Origin of the sequence: Binatus sp. (SeqCode), from assembly GCF_035272065.1 — a bacterium.
Taxonomy (GTDB): Bacteria; Desulfobacterota; Binatia; order Binatales; family Binataceae; genus Binatus.
Genome location: NZ_DATEQZ010000033.1, coordinates 15,360 through 33,367 on the forward strand (window position 1 = coordinate 15,360; position 18,008 = coordinate 33,367).

The window sequence follows — 18,008 nt, forward strand, 5'->3', positions numbered from 1 at the left end:
TGGAGAGCCGGGATTCTTCGCCGAAGCGGCTCTGAATGACAGAGGGCCAAAGTATCGGTTACTTCTTGCGGACGATGGTGAGGCCGTCGGCGATGCCGAGTATCACGGCTTCGACGCGCGTGTCCTTGGCGATGAAGTCGTTGAGCTTGCGCAGCGCCTGCGTGTCGGCGTCCTGTTTCGCGTCGTCGACGATCGCGCCGTTCCACAGCACGTTATCGATCAGGATGAGTCCGTTCGGACGCATCCGCTTCAGAATTTCCTCGTAGTAGATCGCGTAACTCGTTTTGTCGGCGTCGATAAACGCGAAGTCGAAGGTATGCGAAGCTGGCAGCGCCCTCAGCGTGTCGGCCGCGGGTCCCAGTTTGAGCGTTATCTTGTTCGCGACGCCCGCCCGTTCCCAGTAGCGGCGTCCGACGCTGGTCCATTCTTGGTTAACGTCGCAGCACAGAAGCTTGCCGTCGGCGGGCAATGCACGCGCGACGCAGAGTGCACTGTAGCCGGTGAAGGTGCCGACCTCGACGGCTGAATGCGCGCCGATCGCGGCGGCGAGGAGGCCCATGAAGGTGCCTTGCTCCGCGGCAATCTGCATCGCGCTGATCCATCCCAGTTTCGCGGTCTCGGCGGCCAGTTCAGCGCGGAGCGGATCGCCGTTGTGCCCGTGCGCTTCGACGTACTCGTAGAGCTTCGGAGTGAGTGCGATAAATTTCGAGTGTCCTGCCATGCCATCTAAAATGGCAGGAAGCGAGCGCGCAGAAAAGCGTTCGGAGCAGAGTCTTGAATCGCGCGCGGAAAATCACCCTCACCCGCGCCTTCGGCGCGACCTCTCCCGCAACTAAGCGGGCGAGGTGCGCAGCACTGGCGTGGAACGCGACGTCCTAAGTTGACGGAATGAATTCCGTCCTACGTCCTTTCCCTTTCAGGGAGAGGGGAAGAGAGGGAGCGGGCAGGGAAACCAGAGCTTTTGAGGTCAGCGGCCGCCGAGGTAGGCGAAGTCGCCGTGCTGATTCACGGTCAGGGTGCCCGTGAAGATCGAGTGATGCTTCTGCGCGCGCATCGCGATTCGGTAAATCAGTTCAGATTCGCCGACCTCGAAAAACGCGTCGTCAGGCGACAGCACGTAGAGCTTTTCGCGATCGTCAGTGTCGGTGGCGCCGACGAACATCGCGCCGGAGGCCGTCAGCACCGGATCGCCCAACGACTCGAGCTCGGTGCCGAAGGGGGTCAGCTGTCCGCGCTCGATCCGCAAATCGAGCCGTTGCCGCGTGAGCCGAAAAATTGCGGGGATGCGAGCGCATCCGGCGAGCACGGCAGTGGTGCCGTCGGCCATCAAGCCGGGCCGCCCCGCCGACAAATAGGACACCGGACCGACGGAGGTGAGAGTGCCGGTCGGCAGAATCCTCGCCATCGAACCGCCGCTGTACAGGAACAGCGCGGCACCGGTTGGCGTCTTGGCAGTGAACGCGACCATTATCCCACGCGGAGCGGGCAGAGCAGCCGGCAATCCGAACGGGCGCTGATAGAGCGTGTGATTCGGTCCGTACTCGCCTTCGACCGCGAGCTCGGTGACGCCGCCGGTAACGGAACCCAGCAGGAGAGCCTGATGATGTTCCGCAGGCTTCGCGCTATCGCCGAGAAATCCGGTGAACACGACTTGGCCGTCGTCGCCAATTTGCAGGCTGCCGAAGCTCAACACGGCGAGCTCGTGACCCTGGTTGGTTTTTTCGCCGGCCTTGGCCATGCACGCGAGCTTGCCGTGCGAATAGAAGAACAGCGCGTCGCGGGCGTGCGGCACGGTCGATATGAAAGCGATATTTCCGTCCATGTCCGCGACGGGATAAGGGTCGCCCTTGAACGCCGGCGTGCAATCGCCGTGGAGTGCCTTGGGATTGAGGGCAGCGAGCATGCGATGGCTCGGCACCGCATCGGCATTGCCGATGAAAATATTCCAGCGCGGCTTGATGTTGGTGTCTTTGGGCTGCGTCTCGGCGCCGAAGATCACGCGTCCATCGGGCATCATTGAGGGCACGCCGACTTCGGTTACGACACCGCCGCCCGGCGACTTCATTCCGATACCGGTGATCAGCAGCGGTACGCCGTTGCTGTCGCTGGCATAGACTGCCTGGGTGCTGTCGTTCTGCAGATCGGCGCCGTTGCCGTTTAGACTCAGCGAAACCGCGTGCGCGCTCAACGGAGTGAGGAGCAGAATCGCGAGCGCGAGTGGCAACGCCCTGAAATTAAACATCTATCCCCTCAGCCGTAATCAGTAACTCGAATCTGAGGTCCCCATCAATCTTATAGTCGCCGGAGCTCGCCTGGTGCAATGCGAGAAAAACACCAGCCCGCGGCGGTCCGGTCAGGCTCTCAGAGTGCGATTGAATCCAGCATCGCGTGCATGCGGACCGGGTGCGTCTCGGCCCAGTAAATCCGGCCGCAGCCGGCGCACTCGGCGAATCGATCGTGGCTGGCGAAGACATAGGGCGGCACTCGCCGCGACACCAGATCACGCGCGACTGGAGTCAGCACGAGGTTGCATCGTGAGCATCGCGTTAGCGGTATCACGCGCGGGTCGAGACCGAACCGTCGGACAGCCTCGCGCAGTTGACCCCTGATGGCGTTGCTCTCGACGAAGAAGACGTCGGACGCGGTGCGCAGGCGCTTGTCGCGGGTCAGCAGGATCCTGTTGTCCGCGCGAGCGATGCGCAGAAGCTCGGCGCCGGTGAGCGACGCGTCGGCAATAACGTCGACGCCGAGCAACCGCAGCCAGCGCGCCAATCGCATCAGCATCCGGTCAACGGCGAGTCGGGGAGTTTCATCCATGGCGATGGACTGTAGTATATCACCGTTCGCGAAAGCGCAGTTAGAAAAAATATAAAGCGACGGTTTAAGTTTTACAGGGAGGCGCGATGAATGAAATTCAGGTTTCGTTTCGGTCCGGCGATTTGATCCTGGAAGGATTGCTCGCCAATCCGGGCGGCGACGCACCGGCGGCAGTGGTGTGTCACCCGCATCCGCTCTACGGCGGCTCGATGTACAACAACGTCGTCGACGCGATCCTCGCGGCGATGTGGCACGCCGGGTACGCGACCTTGCGCTTCAATTTTCGCGGCGTTGGCGCCAGCGAGGGTGAGCATGACGGCGGTCCGGGCGAAGTCGATGATGCGATCGCGGCGATGGCGTTTCTGCTCGAGCAGCCGGGTGTGCGCAAAGAGGGGGCAGTGATGGCGGGGTATTCGTTCGGCGCGATGGTCGCGGTGAGCGCGGGTTACGAACGCGCGGAGATCGGGCGAATAGTCGCGGTGGCGCTGCCGCTGGCGATGGCGGACGCACGAATTCCCGGCGGCGCATCGAAGCCCATATTGCTCGTGTCAGGCGATCGCGATTCCTACTCGCCGGTCGCGGGGTTGCAATCGCTCACGTCGAAAATCGGTGACGGGGCGCGACTCGAGATCATAGCCGGCACCGATCATTTCTTCGGCGGGCGCGAAGCGGAACTGTCGCGCGTGATCGCTGCCGCACTGGCAACCTAGCGTCCGGCGGAAATCGCGGGAGCCGCGCGGCTCGTCTCCCAGATGGCGTAGAAGGGATCGTCGGGATGCGCCTTCGCGATCGAAATTATCTGCGCGATCGTCGCCTGCAAGTCGCCGTGATTCATCCGATCGAGCGCGGCGAAATTGTCGAGCTGGTGAAAATAAATCATGTAGTTCACCAGCACCGCGTTGTTGAGCGGCTGCTTGTCGAGGTCGAAGCGCTCGAGTCCCGATAGCGAGGGTTCCAGCGCAGCATAGTTGGCCTTGATCGCGGTGAAAGCCGCCTCGCGACGCTTGTCGAGCTGCTCTTTCGGCAGGTCCGCCATATAGATGTCGAGCAACCGTGCCTGCTCCTGGAGCAGGAAGCGCGCGAATTTCATGTCGCTCTCCAGGATGCATCGCGCGGCATTAGTCGAGGGCGCCGACTCACCGTCCGTCGCCGCGAAAAAAGCGACCGCGCCCGCGCTGCCGACATAGTTGGCGGCCGATTCGTCGAACATCGCGTCGCCCGCCAAGTAGTACGTGCGATGGAACAACTCGTGGATAAGCACTCCGGCCAGCTCGACGCGGTCCAGCTTGAGCAGATTCGTCAGCAGCGGGTCGTCGAAAAACCCGAGGCTCGAGGATGCGACCGCCGGCCGCACCAACGTGTCGAGACCGTCCGCCTCCAGCGCGGCTGCCTCGGCGGTCGCATCGCTCTCGTCGAAATAGCCGCGATACGGCACGCGGCCGACAATCGGGAACCACCATGTGTACGGCTTCAACGAGTCGTGCGGCGCGGCCATCACGACGTGGATGACCGCGCTTTTATCCACGTTGGCGTAGCTTTCATACGCACCGCCGACGTCCAGTCCGAGGTTTTCGGCGGCGAACTTGCGCACCGCGAGCACGGTCTCGAGCTTCGCGCGAATGTCCGGTGGCAGGTCGCGGTGCGCGAGAGCGTCGTCGATCGGCTTGCGGTTCCACAGGATTCGCCCTTCCTCGTACGCGGCGCGCGCGATGTAACCCGCATAGCATCCGCTCAGCAGAATCGAGGACAGGATCAGTGCTGTGACGCGCACCCGGTACGCCGCCTGAAGATGCGCACGCGCCGGCCGCCCCACGTTTCGTACTCCGCCGGCGTCAGCCCGCCACGAGGCGGTCGCTGTTTGCCATCGCGGCGTACTGCAATTCGAATAGCCGGTAGTAAAGTCCGCGCTGCGCGAGCAGTTCGTCGTGCGTACCGCTTTCGCGCAGCACGCCTCCGCCGAGCACCATGATTCGATCGGCGCGCTCGATGGTGGATAGCCGATGGGCGATTACGACGGCAGTGCGCTCGGCCAGCAACTCGTTGAGCGCGAGCTGGATCAGGCGCTCGGTCTCACTATCGACGCTCGAGGTCGCTTCATCCATCACCAGGATTCGCGGGTTGTACGCGAGCGCGCGCGCGAACGACAGCAGTTGCCGCTGACCTGCTGACAGGTTGGCGCCGCGCTCGCGAATCTCCTCTGCAAGTCCGCCGGGCAATCGCTCGACGAAGCGCAAAGCCTGCGCGCGCCGGAGCGCATCGCGCACTTCCGACTCGCCGAGCTCGAGCCCGAGCCGGATATTCTCCATCACGTCGCCGGCGAACAGGAACACGTCCTGCTGCACGTATCCGATTTCGCGGCGAAGCGCGGCGAGGTCCCACTCGCGGACGTCGACGCCGTCAACCAGGATCCGTCCGCTGGTCACGTCGTATGAACGATTCAGCAGCTTGATGATCGTGGTTTTGCCCGAGCCGGTCGGGCCGACGATCGCGATCTTCCGGCCGGCCGCGACGGTGAAGCTGAGGTCTTTCAGAATCGGCTCGCCAGGGCGGTACTCGAAATTGACGTGATCGAACACGATCGAGCCGCGCGAGACCGCCGGTCGCTTCGGCTGCGCGGGAAGTGCAAGCGCCTGCTCGCCTTCCATCAGCGCGTGGATTTTTTCAACCGCTGCCAGAGCCGATTGGAGCGCGCTGTACTTGGTCGAAATATCGCGCAGCGGCATGAAGAACTGCTGCGCGTACTGGATGAAGGCGACCAGCGTGCCCAACGTCACCAGGTGCCGGATCACGCTGCCGCCGCCGATCCAGAGAATTACCGCGACGGTGATCGAGCTGAGCGCCTCGACCGAGGAGAACTGTGCGGCCTCGTAAACGTTGGCCATCATCTGCACGTCGCGCGAGCGCAGGTTGAGCGTGTCAAACTCGCGGCGGCTTTCGCGCTCGCGTGTGAAGAGCTGCACGATCATCATGCCGGCCAGCGATTCGGACAGGTAGGCGTTCAACGCCGCGAGGCGATCGCGAATCTGGCCGTACACGATGCGCGATCGAGAACTCAGAAAATAGATCACGAGCGTCAGCGGCGGAATCGCGCACAGCGCCGACAGCGCCAGCCGCGGACTCAGGGAGAACATGATGGTCACGATGCCCGCCAGCGTCATCGCGTCGATGAAGATCGTCAGCGAGCCCGCCGAGAACATGTCGTTGATCGAATCAATGTCGGTCGTCATTCGGCTGACCAGCCTGCCGACCGGCGTGTGATCGAAGAACGACATAGGCAGACGCTCGACCTTGCGGAAGAGCGCCATCCGAAGGTCGGAGAGGCTGAACTGCGCGACCATCATCATCAGGTAAAATTGCGCGTAGAACGCTGCGAACTCGCAGATCACCAGCAGCAGGTACAAAGCGCCCATCACGAACAGCCCATGTCCGCCCGATGCGCGAAACAGGATTGCGAGCCATGCGGGAGGCGGCGCTCCATGCGCGCCCGACAGAAATTCGTCCACCGTCAGCTTGATGACGTACGGCTGGGCGAGCAGGAAAGCGGTGTCGAGCGGCATCAGAAATGTCGCGAGCCAGAACAGCCCCTGGTAGGGACGGATGAACTGCCACACCCAACGGACGAGGCCGGCATCGTAGATTCTGGCGAGCGGATTTTCTTCGACGACCTGCATTTCAGTAGCGGCTCAATTCCTCTTCGAGCAATTGGCGATGGAACAGCTCCGCGTAAATTCCGCGGCGGCCCATCAATTCCTCATGCGTGCCGCGCTCGGCGATCTCCCCCTCTTCGAGCACGACGATCTGATCCGAGTCCCGTACCGTCGACGCGCGATGCGACACCACGATCGTAGTGCGGCCCTCGACGCTCTTCTCCAGACTCTCCAGCACCACCTTTTCGGTTTCGGTGTCAACGCTCGACAGCGCGTCGTCCAGCGCAACGATCGCCGGATTGTAGGCGAGCAGCCGCGCGATGGTGACGCGCTGTTTCTGCCCGCCCGAGAGCGCCATTCCGCGTTCGCCGACAATAGTGTCAAGGCCATGCGGCAACACCGCGATGTCCGGCTCGAGTCCCGCGATTTGCGCGGCACTCCGGATCTCACCGAGTGTCGCGTCGGTCTTTCCGAACGCGATGTTGCGCGCGAGCGTGTCGGTGAACAGCGTCGGCTCCTGCGGGACCATTCCCACTGTCCGTCGCAGCGCGCCGAGCGGCATCTCCTCGACATCGCGCCCGTCGAGCAGGATTCGTCCTTCGGTCGGTTGCAGCAGCCGCGCCAGCAGCTTGACCATCGTGGATTTTCCCGACCCGGTGCGGCCGACGATCGCGAGCTTTTCGCCCGCGCCCACTTTGACGTTGATGTTCTTGAGCGCGTACGGAATCTTCCCGTTCGCTCCGTTGCCGTTGTTCGCCAGGTAGCTGAAGGAGACGTCTTTCCATTCGACTGCGCCGTTAATCTCGAGCTTGAGGTCTTCGCCCGCGACGCTGTCGGCACCGCGCGCGCTGAAAATCTCGTCAAGCCGCTTCATCGACGCCTTGCCGCGCTGATAAATCGACAGCATCCATCCGAGCGAGATGGTCGGCCACGCGAGCTGGCCCAGGTAGCTCAGGAAGGCCACGAGCGAGCCGAGCGACATCTTTCCGTTGATCACCAGCGACCCGCCGTAAATCAGCACGATCATCGTCGAGCTGGCCGCCGCGCAACGAATCATCGGCATCATTGCACCGCGCGTGCGCGCCAGCGCGAGACCTTGTTCGTTGTAAGAGTCGTTGATCTTGCGGAACAGTCCGGCCTCGTGCTCCTCGAGCGTGTACGCTTTCACGACTGGAATCCCGGCTAGGCTCTCTTGCACTTTCGAGCCGATAGCAGCCAGCCCCTCCTGCACCTTCAGGCTGCGCATCATCATCGTGCGCATCAGCCAGCGGATGGCGACGAACAGAACGAGGTAGGGAATGATCGCGATCAGCGTGAGGCGCGGATTGAGCGAACTCATGAACACCAGCGCGAGGCCGTAAGTCAGCGGGGTGTTGGAGACTGACAGCACGAACATTCCCACCATCATGCGCACCGCGGTCAGGTCGTTGATCATGCGCGACATCAGGTCGCCGGTCTTGAACTTCTGGTAGAAGTCGGTGCCTAGCGTCGTGAGATGCTCGAACAGATCGTTACGCAGGTCGTATTCGATATCGCGGCCGACATTGAAAATGACGAAGCGCGAGAACCAGCGGACCGTGCCGAGCATCAGCGCGAAGACGATCATCATTCCCGCGTAATGCGCGACGAGGTCGGGCCGATGCTTGTCGGTCGCGTTGATCGCGTCGCGGATGAACAAGGGAATGATCATCGCGAGCGTAGCGTTCGCGAAGGTGCAAGCTATCCCGAATACGTAACGCAACCAGTAGCGTCGCGCGTAGGAAAACAGGCGTCTCATGGGCTGACGGTTAAATTATCAGGTCTGTGGCGCGATAGAAGTGGCTGGGCACCGAAGTTTCAACCGCACGAGACCGCAAGCGGCCTATATCCCGGTGCGCGATTTCAGCCGGCGTTCGTAGAGCTTTGCGTATTTCAGAAATACGTAGAACGCCGCCGCCATCGCCGCGTATAATCCGCGTCCGCCGTCGCGGAACCCGCCGCGGACAACGTAGAAGTTAAAAAAGCGCCACGCCGGATTCGCAATCATCTTGAATGGCGTCAGCGCGTTCGGCTCCTGCTCCATAGCCGCGCGAGAGCTGAACCGGTTGATCGTCGCCACATGATCCGCGATATCGCGGTAGCTGAAATGCAAAATCGGCTGGTCGAGCCGCTCGACGCGGCCCTCGACGACGACCTTGTCATGCGGATCGCGGCCGCCGATATGCCCGCGCTCCCGCCGGAACAGCCGCACAGGAGTGTCGGGGTAAATCGCGTGCGAGTAGTAATGCTGAAGATGGTACAGGATGCGTCTAATTCGGTATCCGTCGGCGGCTGCGGGCGACGACACGGCGCGGATAATCTCGTCGCCGAGATCGTGCGTCGCCTGCTCGTCGGCATCCATCAGCAGCACCCAGTCGCCGGTCGCGCGATCGAGCGCCATCTGCTTCTGCTTCACGTAGTTGGTGAACTCATGCTGCACGACGTCGGCGCCTAGGCCGCGCGCAATCTCGACTGTCTTGTCGGTCGAGAAGGAATCGATGATGATTTTCTCGTCGCAGAACCACGCGCTCTTCAGGCACTGGCCGATCAGCGCCTCTTCGTCGCGTGTAATCGTGATCAGCGAAATCTTTGGCCGCTCTGACATCCCGTGAAAAACTAAGACGCGTGCTGCGCTTCGGTTCGATCGAGTCCTTCGATCACTTTCGCGGCAATTGACTTGAACGCCGCGCTAATCGGATGGGCCGGGTTGGCCGCGACGATCGGGCTTGCGTTGTCTCCGCCCTCGCGCAGCTCGCGCACCAGCGGCAGCTCGCCCAAAAATGGCACGTTGAGGGAATCCGCCAGCCGCGCGCCGCCGCCGTGCGCGAAAATTTCGTGACGATGATTGCACTTGCGGCAAAGGTAATAGCTCATGTTCTCGACGACGCCGAGAACCGGCACGTGAACTTCCTCAAACATCGCGACGCCGCGCTTGACGTCGAGCAGCGCGATCTCCTGCGGCGTCGTCACGATCACGCCGCCGTCAAGCGCCACGCGCTGCGTAATGGTTAGTTGCGCGTCGCCCGTGCCGGGCGGCAGGTCGAGCACCAGGCAATCGAGCTCGCCCCACTCGACGTTGAACAGAAATTCCGTCTCGAGCTTGGTGACCATCGGCCCGCGCCAGATGACCGCCGTCTCGTCGTTGATGAACAGGGCCATCGAAATATAGCGGATGCCGTAACGCTCGAGCGGAATGATGCGCCGCTCGGGCGTGAGCGTCACGGCCTTCTCGACTCCAACCATCATCGCCACGCTCGGTCCGTACACGTCGGCGTCCATCAGCCCAACGCGCCATCCCAGCGCATGCATCGCGAGTGCGAGATTCACCGCGACCGTCGATTTGCCGACGCCGCCCTTGCCGCTGGCAACCGCGACGATATGCTTGACGCCCGTGATCGAGCGCGGCTGTGCCATGCCCGCGGTGGCCCTCGGCGCGGTCGCCGCGGGCTGCTCGAGCTGGACGTTGACGGCGGGTACTCCCGGCATCGCCGCAACGGTCGCCTTCACATCCGCCACAATTTTCTCGACGACTTCGGGTTTGGCCGACGCCATCGTGAGCGACACGGTCACGCCTGCGTACGCGACTTCGATATCCTTGATGATCCCGAACGACACGATGTCGCGGGTGAAGCCGGGGTATTTTACTTTCTTGAGTTGGGCGAGGATTTCATTTGGACTCGGCATTGTGCGGATCGGACCTGTCGATGGTTTCGATTAGGATGCGGCTGCGCTACCAAAGCGCGACGCCCATGTTATCATTCCGGAACCGCCGGAAAAACGACGGGCCGAACGCATCGGGAGTTCTGAAAAAGTGAGCAAAGAAGGCGCCGCCGCACCGCGAATCCGCTACAGCGCCACCGGCGGCGAAGTCGCCACGCTCGCCGCGCGCGACCTGTCGAGCGGACTCGCGGCGATGCTCGGTTCTGAGGTCTCGTCGTCCCCGGATGCGTTGATACCGTCAACCGAAATCAGAATCGACCTCGGCAGCTCGACTTCCGCACCCGCATCGCCCATCGGGTTCGAAGGCGACGGCTTCGACATCTCACGCGCCGACGGATTGATCGTAGTTCGTGCTGGAACAGAACGCGGACTAGTCCACGCGGCGTCGAACCTGCTCGAAAGACTCGGCGCGCAATTCCCGCCAGGCGTCGCGCCATTGTATCCGCGAATCGAAAGTGGCCGCCTCGCCGCGCTGGAACCCTGGCGCGTCACGCCCGCCTTCAGGCGGCGCGCATTCATCTCCGACATCATGACCTGGAACTACAACTTCCCCGACCGCCTCGACTTGCATCTTCACCACGACCGCGAATTCATCCCGTGGATGGCGCGCCGCGGCATCAACGCGTTCTCGTACATCCGCCACGCGCACGACACGCGCCTGAAGATCGACGAGGTAGCACCGCTTCTGCGCGAGCGCGGAATAGGCGTCGAGTACGGCGGCCACGTCCTGCAACTTCTGCTGCCGCGCGATCGCTTCGCCGAGCACCCCGAATATTTCCCGGCCGGCGACGACGGCGTTCGCGCCGCGAGCGGCAATCTCTGCGTCTCCGATCCCGACGCCATCGCTCTCGTCCGCACGGGCGCGCTAGCCTACGTTCACGACCATCCCGAGAACGAGCTGCTGCACATCTGGGGCGCCGACGTACGGCGCGGCGCGTGGTGCCGATGCGGCAAATGCCGTGAGCTGCCACCGCAGCTCCAGTATATGGAGGTCGTCAACGCAATAGCCGGTGCGCTCGCTGCCGACTCCAAAGCTCCGCCAATCGCTTATCTCGCTTATCATGACACCATCGATCCGCATCCCGGCCTGAAGCCGCTCGACAACGTGTGGTTCGAATGGGCGCCGCGCGAGCGATGCTACAGCCACGCGATCGACGAGCCGGCCTGCGAGATCAATCCGCGCTACCTCGAATCGTTGAAACGCTACATCGACATCTTCAACGGCCGCGGCCACATCTTCGAGTATTATGCCGACGCGATCCTGTTCGGCGGCCTGGGCTTCGCGACCCCTGCGGTAGTCGCGTCCGACCTCCGAGCCTATCGGCGGTTGGGTATTACGAGCATTTCGTGCCTGACTTTCGGCGCCTACAGCGTGATGGCTTATCCCGTGAACCTGGAGGCATTCGTCCGCGGATCGCGGGATCCGAATTTCGAGCCTGACGCGAGTTTGGTCGACACGTCGACCGGGCGCCATCCGCGATACTCTACTGAAATGGCTGCGGCCTACCACGCCGTCGAGCGCGCATCGAAACTGTGCCTCGACTATGCCGACGTGATGCACCCGGTGATGCTGCCCGAGAAGGCCGTGCGCAAACGCAACGAATTGCGAGAAGCCGCGTTGACGTTCAACGAAGCGATCGCCGCGGCCGACCAGATCGTGTCGAGCCCGGTTACTTGCCTCGCGGATGCCGAGAAAGATCTCTGGCGCTACAGCAGCGACGTGCTGGCTGGCCTGTGCGACTACCTGGGAGCGCTCGAGCAGACCGGTGTCCATCGCAAGATTTGGGGCGAGGCGGCAATCACGAGAGTCACAGATGCCATCGAGCGCATCCGCGGCATCGATCCTGAAATCAAAGGCACGTGGGGCGCATACGATTTCGAATGGATTCGCGAGATATGGCTCGGCGCACTGCAGCGCGGGCTCGATGGAGACGGGAAACCGGCGGAGGAACTGTTCTGATGGATGCTGACAACGGATTTGTATTGTCGCCGGAACTGCGCGCGCTTCGCGACCAGGTGGGGAAAATCATCCGCGAGGAAATTATCCCGATCGAAGCGCGATGCGATCCCGACGCACCCGAAATTCCCGAGGACGAGTACTGGCGGATCGCGCGCAAGAATCAAGCCGCCGGCATGTGGTGCATGGGCGCGCCGCGCGAATATGGCGGCGGCGGGCTGGGCACGTTCGACATGTGCGTGCTGACCGAGGAAATGGCGCAGCATCGCATGGGACTCTACAACCCGGGGTGCGGGGTCTTCGGGCGCACGCCGCCGCCCGTGATCTACGCGGGCACCGAGGAACAGAAACGCACCTACGCCGGCGGCACGATCAAGAATGCGTGGCACACCTTCTTCGCGATCACGGAGCCGTCGGGCGGTTCCGATCCGGCCGGCGCAATCCAGTGCAAGGCGGTTCGCCAGGGTGATACCTACGTCCTCAATGGCACGAAGATTTTCATCTCGCATGCGCATGAGGCCGAATGGGGCGTCGTGTTCACCCGCACCGACGCCAAGGCCGGCCGCAAAGGCATCACCTGCTTCATAATCAAGAAGGGCACGCCGGGATTCACGCCGCGGCCGATTCGCACGATCCGCACGTCGGCGTTGCCGAATGAAGTCCAGTTCGAGGATTGCGTCGTGCCGATAGAGCAGCGGCTCGGGCCCGAGGGCGAGGGATTGAACCTGTGCCTCGATCTGCTGACGCGGCTGCGCTTTCCGTACTCGGCGTGCAACGTCGGAGTGGGGGTGGCGGCGCTCAGGATGGCGATCGAGCACGCCAAGCAGCGCAGCACTTTCGGCGAACTGCTCTCGAAGCGGCAGGCGATCCAATGGATGCTCGCGGACTCGGAGGTCGAGCTGCGCGCGGCGCGGTGGCTGACGTGGGAAGGCGCGTGGAAGGCCGACCGCGGCGAGGACTTCCGCACCGAGGCGTCGATCGCGAAGCTCTATTCGAGCGAGGTGCTCGGGCGCGTGATCGATCGCGCCGTGCAGATCCATGGCGGCTACGGTGTCAGCAAGGAGTTTCCAATCGAGCGGTGGTATCGCGAGGCGCGAATCCGCCGAATCGGCGAGGGTCCCAGCGAGGTGCATCGGATGGTGATCGCGCGCTCGCTTTTGCGATGAGGATCAAACGATGAGTCTGCCGCTGGATGGAGTCCGCGTGATCGATCTCGGACAGGTTTACGCGGCGCCGTATTGCACGCTGCAACTCGCAGCGATGGGTGCGGATATTATCAAGATCGAACCGCCCGTCACGGGCGAAGTTTTGCGGCGGCCGGAATTGCCGCCGGGCGGCGCCGGTTACTCGTTCCTGATGCTCAATGCGAACAAGCGGTCCGTGACCATCAACCTGAAGAATCCGCGCGGGCAGGAAATCGTGCTGAAGCTGCTCGAGGACGCCGACGTGCTCGTCGAAAATTATCTCGACGGTGTGATGGAGTCGTTCGGGCTCGCCTACGAGCAGATCGCCGCGCGGTTCCCGCGGCTGATTTACGCGTCGGGCAAGGGCTACGGCTCCGACAGCAGATACGCGAAGCTTGGCTCGATGGACAACACGATCCAGGCGTCGTCGGGGTTCATCAGTATCACCGGCTTCCCCGACCGTCCGGTGAAAACCTCTGCCACGTTTATCGACATGGGAACCGGCAGTCACATGGTGAGCGGGATTCTGGCCGCGCTGATACATCGCGGAAAGACCGGCAAGGGACAGCATGTCGAGGTCGCGATGCTCGACGTGGCGATTCCCGCATTGACCAGCGCGGTTGCGCCCGCGCTGCAAGGGATGAAGTTCAAGCGGCTGGGAAATCGTCATTGGGGCGCGTGCCCGACCAACGTATATCCAGCGCGCGACGGCGAGATCCTGATCTTCTGCCTGACGGAAGCGCATTGGCGCACGCTGGCGAAATTGATGGACCGCGAAGAGCTGATCGCCGACCCGCGATGCAAAAATCACGGCGCACGGCTGAAGATTGCCGACGAACTCGACGCGATTGTCTCGGAATGGACGAGCGCGCAGCCGCGCGACGCGATGGTCGAGGGACTGATCGAGGCGGGAATTCCCTGCGCGCCCGTGCGCACCGTCGAGGAAGTGATCGCTGATCCCGAAACCGCGCAGCGTCGAATGCTTATCGACAGCGATTATCCAACCCGCGGTAAGATTCGTGTCGCCGGCACTCCTATAAAGATGTCCGACGCGCCCGAGGGCAACACACCGATGAGAAGACCGCCGGAGCTTGGCGAGCACAACGCCGAAGTGCTCGGGTCGATCGGAATAGGCGCCGATGAGCTCGAACGCCTGAAGCGCGACGGAGTCGTCTGAGCGGATGCGGGTTGTGCGATTGGTGGTGGAGCGGGGTGGGGTTGCTCGCGGGCGGTTTCGCGCGGCGGTGCGGCGGGCGGCGGTGGCCACATTAGCAGTTGCGGTCTCGAATGCGCTCGTCAGCTGCGGGCCGATGGAATCCACCTACTATCCCTTGAACCAGACGGGCACGCCGGCGGAAGTCGGGAAGCGGCCGCTCGAGTTGTCGTCGTCGGAGTTTGCGGCGGACCTGGTTACGCCGGCGGGAATTCGCGTCAAGACCAACGGGCAGTACAAGACCGAGGATGTCCGCAAGGCGGCTGCGGTTGCGATCGATCGCTACTGGGGCGAGGTGCGCGCGTGCAAGGTTGGCGTCGAGCGGCCGGGCGACACGGACGTCGGCGATCTCGTCGAAGAGTTCCCGCGGCATCTGGCGGTTGAGATTTCGGATAACTGGAAGGTGGTCGAAGGTCCTACGACGCATCGCAGGATGCAGGCGTTCCCGTCGCTCGCGCATCCGGGCACGTGGTCAACGGCTCGGCGCCAGGAGGACGCGCTCTATATAGTGGTCGTCCCGGAACTGAACGGGCTTGGCCCGCAGATGGTCAATGAGCTGAATCTGTGGCTGATGAAGAATGCGAATGTGCCGCCGACGGCGGACTTGCTGAGTGCGTGCGCGTCAGTGGCCTGCGTTAGATTCAACTACAACAACGCGCCGTCGCAGGTTTGGAATGAGTGTAAGGAGTAGGGGAAGGGGAAATCACTTAATTTAATGTGAAACCCGCGGTGGGTTTCACGCTTCCTTCGGCAGGGGTGACCCCTGCACCCAGTAGTAAGAAAGATGCGGGACTTCGTCCCTGTCAGGAAGTTAGGGGGGAGGATCCTGACCTCTCTTTGTCCGAGGAGAGGTCAGGAAAAAGGGCGGCATCCCTCCTGACATGGACACAAAAGGGCTGTTGCTTGACTGTTTGGGGAAGAAATGGCACTCATAGTGTCAATACTTTGCCGACCTGGACGACGTCAATGCGATTGGAAAATCAATGGGAGCTGGCGATGCCGGGTGAGCGGTCGGCGGGTGCCGTGAGTTATCGTATGTTTGGGATGACGCAATCCTACTTCACGCGCAAGCTCACCGGTCATCTCGATTACAAGGCTATCCCGTATCACTTGCGGCGATTCGCGCGCGCGAATCGCGCCGCGCTAGACGCAGTGCTCGAGCGTGCGGGGATTCGCGGGTACTTCCCCGACAATCTCGATCAGGCGGGCAAGGTGCCGAGCTACGAGAAGCCGCCACGGCCCGCATTGAACCGACCGTTTGGACCGCCGTGGGAAAGAGAGGGAGCCGTCCGATGAATGACGCATCGAAGTCGATGCAGGCCGTCGAGCCGCTCGCGTGGCAGGTGGTGGCGCTGGTGGGCATCCTGAATTTGTTTCGCGGCAGCATCCACACGTTCCTGCCTGACGGCGGCGCGGGGGTGATCGCGGGCTTCGACCTTAGCCACTCGCGCCAGACAATCGTGTTTTTGTTCGCGGTGATGGGGGTCGAGCAGCTTTCGATCGGAGTCGTGGATCTGATCGTGGCGTTTCGCGCACGATGGCTCGCGCTACCGACGCTGTGGTTCCACACGCTGGAGCAGTCCGCGGCGGAAATAATTTTCGTGTTCTACAAACCCGCGCCCGGGCGTCCGCCCGGCATGATCGGGGCGCCGCTGACGCTTGCGGTTCTGTGGCTCGTGCTTGGATGGATTTACTGGCGGCGAGCGGGCGCTGCGCGCCAAACGGCGCCGGCGCTTCGAGCGCGTTGACGAAGTCGGAAGATCGGGAGGCGTCGATGCGAATTGGAACGAGGGGCCGGGTCGCGATCGTGGCCGTGATCGTGGTGGCGGCGGTTGGTTGGGCGCTGTTTCAGCGTTATTGGTACTACATCCCAGGCATTATGCTCAGCATCAGAAATCCGATCGAGGCGAACCATCCCGTGACATGGGAGAGCGGACCGGCAGTTGCGGCCGCTCCGCCAGAGCAGCGTCCGCCGAACGTGGTCGTCATTCTTGCAGACGATCTCGGATTCAACGACATCACGGTCAACGGTGGCGGCGTGGCGGAAGGCGCAGTGCCGACGCCGAATATCGACGCGATTGCGCACGAGGGCGTGTCGTTTGCGCAGGGTTATGCGGGCGACGCGACTTGTGCGCCGTCGCGCGCGGCGATTATGACGGGGCGGTTTGCGACGCGATTCGGGTTCGAGTTCACGCCTGCACCGGTGGCATTCGAGAGATTGATTTCGATGTATGACTACGGTCTGCATCAGCCGATATTCCACAAGGAGTTGGTGAGTCACGAACCGCCGGTCGCGCAAGAGGCAGTGCCGACGAGCGAGATCACAATCGCGCAACTGCTCAAGACCCGCGATTACCACACGATGTTTTTCGGCAAATGGCATTTGGGCGAGACCGATGCGACGCGGCCGGACAAACGCGGCTTCGACGAGACGCTCGGTTTCCTGGCGGGCGCGTCGATGTATTTGCGCACGAACGATCCGGCGGTTGAGAACTCGGTGCAGGATTTCGATCCGATCGACAAATTCCTGTGGGCAAATCTGCCGTTCGCCGTGACGCGCAACGGGAGCCATCGGTTTTATCCGTCGGAGTACATGACTGATTATTTGGACGACGAAGCGGTCAAGGCGATCAACGCCAATCGCAATCGGCCGTTTTTCATCTATCTCGCGTTCAACGCGCCGCATGTTCCGCTGCAGGCGCTGAAATCGGACTACGACGCCTTGCCGCAAATCAAGGATCACCGGCTGCGCGTGTATGGGGCGATGATTCGCGCGCTCGATCGCAACGTCGGCCATGTGATGTCCGCGCTGAAGGAAAACGGGCTCGACCAGAACACGCTGGTGATTTTCACCAGCGACAATGGCGGCGCGAATTACATCGGGTTGCCGTATATCAACCGGCCCTACCGCGGGTGGAAAGCCACGTTTTTCGAGGGCGGCATCCATGTGCCGTTCTTCATGAGATGGCCCGCAAAAATTGCGGCGGGCACAAAATACAATCTGCCGATCGCGCATACGGACATTTTTGCGACCGTCGCGGCGGCGGCAGGCGCCCCAATGCCGACCGATCGGGTGATGGATGGCGTCAACGTGATTCCGTTTGTGACGGGGGCGAGCACGGGAAGCCCTCACCAAACGCTTTACTGGCGCTCGGGAGCTTACAAGACGCTGCTCGATGGCGAGTGGAAGCTGCAGGTCGCGGCGCGTCCGGACAAGATGTGGCTGTTCGATTTGAAGACGGATCCGACCGAGCACAATAATCTCGCGGCGAGCCAGACCGACAAGCTCAAGGAGATGGTGCAAGTGCTGAACGGAATCGATCGGCAGCAGGCCAAGCCGTTGTGGCCGTCGCTGCTCGAAGGACCGATCGACATCGATCATCCGCTGTCGTTCCCGCAGCATCCTGATGATGAGTATGTCTGCTGGTCCAACTAATTCTGCGGGAGGTGCG

At 62.3% G+C, this 18,008-nt stretch carries 16 protein-coding genes; 8 read left to right on the top strand and 8 right to left on the bottom strand.

Going from position 1 to position 18,008, the window contains the following annotated elements; genetic code table 11:
- Positions 1-58: 58 nt before the first annotated feature.
- The 3 genes from VJX68_RS05255 to VJX68_RS05265 all read right to left on the bottom strand — a co-directional run bounded on the left by VJX68_RS05255 (position 59) and on the right by VJX68_RS05265 (position 2,817).
- Entirely contained in the window at positions 59-721 is a 663-nt protein-coding gene (locus VJX68_RS05255; RefSeq protein WP_324094610.1) for an O-methyltransferase, read from the bottom strand.
- Between the two features lie 246 nt (positions 722-967).
- A complete protein-coding gene (locus tag VJX68_RS05260; protein WP_324094611.1) occupies positions 968-2,242 on the bottom strand; it encodes a DUF7453 family protein in 1,275 nt (424 codons plus the stop codon).
- A gap of 119 nt (positions 2,243-2,361) precedes the next feature.
- Positions 2,362-2,817 carry a Mut7-C RNAse domain-containing protein gene (locus VJX68_RS05265; RefSeq protein ID WP_324094612.1) on the bottom strand — a complete coding sequence of 152 codons (456 nt, stop codon included), beginning with the start codon at positions 2,815-2,817 and terminating at the stop codon, positions 2,362-2,364.
- An 86-nt stretch (positions 2,818-2,903) separates the two neighbouring features.
- Here VJX68_RS05265 and VJX68_RS05270 point away from each other — a divergent pair, with 86 nt between their 5' ends.
- The gene (locus VJX68_RS05270) at positions 2,904-3,527 is read left to right on the top strand and encodes an alpha/beta hydrolase (protein ID WP_324094613.1); all 624 of its coding nucleotides are present in this window, start codon (positions 2,904-2,906) and stop codon (positions 3,525-3,527) included.
- On the opposite strand, the gene VJX68_RS05275 is transcribed toward VJX68_RS05270, so the two are convergent.
- The 5 genes from VJX68_RS05275 to VJX68_RS05295 all read right to left on the bottom strand — a co-directional run bounded on the left by VJX68_RS05275 (position 3,524) and on the right by VJX68_RS05295 (position 10,166).
- Positions 3,524-4,630 (bottom strand): aminopeptidase, encoded by a 1,107-nt coding sequence (locus VJX68_RS05275; RefSeq protein WP_324094614.1) that lies wholly within the window; start codon positions 4,628-4,630, stop codon positions 3,524-3,526. The genes VJX68_RS05270 and VJX68_RS05275 overlap by 4 nt on opposite strands.
- A gap of 19 nt (positions 4,631-4,649) precedes the next feature.
- Positions 4,650-6,488 (bottom strand): ABC transporter ATP-binding protein, encoded by a 1,839-nt coding sequence (locus tag VJX68_RS05280; protein WP_324094615.1) that lies wholly within the window; start codon positions 6,486-6,488, stop codon positions 4,650-4,652.
- A gap of 1 nt (position 6,489) precedes the next feature.
- Positions 6,490-8,241, bottom strand: coding sequence for an ABC transporter ATP-binding protein (locus tag VJX68_RS05285; protein ID WP_324094616.1), 1,752 nt, complete (start codon positions 8,239-8,241; stop codon positions 6,490-6,492).
- Between the two features lie 84 nt (positions 8,242-8,325).
- Complete coding sequence (locus VJX68_RS05290; RefSeq protein WP_324094617.1) at positions 8,326-9,087, bottom strand: glycosyltransferase family 2 protein; 762 nt, start codon at positions 9,085-9,087, stop codon at positions 8,326-8,328.
- 11 nt (positions 9,088-9,098) lie between these two features.
- Positions 9,099-10,166, bottom strand: a complete 1,068-nt coding sequence (locus tag VJX68_RS05295; protein ID WP_324094618.1) for an Mrp/NBP35 family ATP-binding protein — start codon at positions 10,164-10,166, stop codon at positions 9,099-9,101.
- A gap of 127 nt (positions 10,167-10,293) precedes the next feature.
- On the opposite strand from VJX68_RS05295, the gene VJX68_RS05300 reads away from it, so the two are divergent.
- The 7 genes from VJX68_RS05300 (at position 10,294) to VJX68_RS05330 (ending at position 17,992) form a co-directional block, all read left to right on the top strand.
- Positions 10,294-12,162, top strand: a complete 1,869-nt coding sequence (locus VJX68_RS05300; protein WP_324094619.1) for a DUF4838 domain-containing protein — start codon at positions 10,294-10,296, stop codon at positions 12,160-12,162.
- Positions 12,162-13,325, top strand: a complete 1,164-nt coding sequence (locus VJX68_RS05305; protein ID WP_324094620.1) for an acyl-CoA dehydrogenase family protein — start codon at positions 12,162-12,164, stop codon at positions 13,323-13,325. Before VJX68_RS05300 ends, VJX68_RS05305 begins: the two co-directional genes overlap by 1 nt.
- A 10-nt stretch (positions 13,326-13,335) precedes the next feature.
- Positions 13,336-14,520, top strand: a complete 1,185-nt coding sequence (locus VJX68_RS05310; protein WP_324094621.1) for a CaiB/BaiF CoA transferase family protein — start codon at positions 13,336-13,338, stop codon at positions 14,518-14,520.
- An 82-nt stretch (positions 14,521-14,602) separates the two neighbouring features.
- Entirely contained in the window at positions 14,603-15,247 is a 645-nt protein-coding gene (locus VJX68_RS05315) for a hypothetical protein (protein WP_324094622.1), read from the top strand.
- 275 nt (positions 15,248-15,522) lie between these two features.
- On the top strand, positions 15,523-15,852 hold the full coding sequence (locus VJX68_RS05320) for a hypothetical protein (RefSeq protein WP_324094623.1): 330 nt from the start codon (positions 15,523-15,525) through the stop codon (positions 15,850-15,852).
- Positions 15,849-16,304, top strand: a complete 456-nt coding sequence (locus VJX68_RS05325; protein ID WP_324094624.1) for a hypothetical protein — start codon at positions 15,849-15,851, stop codon at positions 16,302-16,304. The genes VJX68_RS05320 and VJX68_RS05325 overlap by 4 nt, the downstream gene beginning before the upstream one ends.
- Before the next feature lie 26 nt (positions 16,305-16,330).
- On the top strand, positions 16,331-17,992 hold the full coding sequence (locus VJX68_RS05330; protein WP_324094625.1) for a sulfatase-like hydrolase/transferase: 1,662 nt from the start codon (positions 16,331-16,333) through the stop codon (positions 17,990-17,992).
- Positions 17,993-18,008: the final 16 nt, after the last annotated feature.